We start from the raw sequence: 852 nt of genomic DNA on the forward strand, positions 1-852 counted from the left end.
GATCCGCAGGCATTGCCGGAAGAGCTTGCCCGGCGGGAAACGCTGAAAGCGAAGCTGGACGAAGCCTGCGCCCGGCTGGAAGCTGATGCGAAGGCGCAGACCGAGGCGGCGCGACCGGCATACGAGAAAAAGAAGGCGGTGTATGACGCAAAAACAGGGCGTCGCGGCCGGGCGCCCAAACCGCCCGATGATGAACCACCACCCGACCGACAGATCAGTCTGACCGATCCCGACAGCCGCCTCATGCGGCGTTCGGACGCCCATGAATTCCGGCAGGCTTACAATGCTCAGGCCATAGTCTGCGCCGAAGGCAGCCAGTTGATCGTGACAACCGGCGTTGTCGCCACATCAGCGGATGCGCCATCCTTTGCCGACACGGTGCTGTCGATGGAAGACACAATCGGTCTTCCGGAGACAGTGCTCGCCGATACCGGGTACGCCAGCGGGCAAGCGGTCCGAAAACTGCGGGAAAAGGGCATTGATCCGCTGGTCGCCATCGGACGGCCCTGTGCCCGCAGACCTTACGACTTCCGACCCCGGCCCGCAGAAAGGGAGCCACGCCGGATAACCGAACCCTGGCGGCTTGCCATGAAGGACAGGCTGGAAACCACAGAAGCCGGAGATCTTTACAGACTACGAAAACAGACCGTGGAGCCGGTCTTTGGAATTATCAAAAGCATCATGGGCTTCAGAAAATTCAGCCTGCGTGGCCTTGCAAAAGTCACGACCGAATGGACCCTCGTTGCACTCGCATATACGCCGGCCTTTCGCTCCCGGGTTGTAAAAGCCTCGTTTGAAAGCGGGCTCTCCATTCGTGAAGTGGCCCGCCAGTATGGGATCCATGTCAGTCTT

Annotated in this window: 1 protein-coding gene; it reads left to right on the forward strand. The window is 60.3% G+C overall.

Annotation, left to right across the window (positions count from 1 at the left end):
- Nucleotides 1–852: transposase (locus tag CFR76_RS17490; protein WP_244192011.1), on the forward strand; the 852-nt coding region annotated here is incomplete at both ends.

The sequence above is a fragment of the Komagataeibacter swingsii genome (assembly GCF_003207895.1).
In the GTDB taxonomy this organism is placed as follows: domain Bacteria; phylum Pseudomonadota; class Alphaproteobacteria; order Acetobacterales; family Acetobacteraceae; genus Komagataeibacter; species Komagataeibacter swingsii.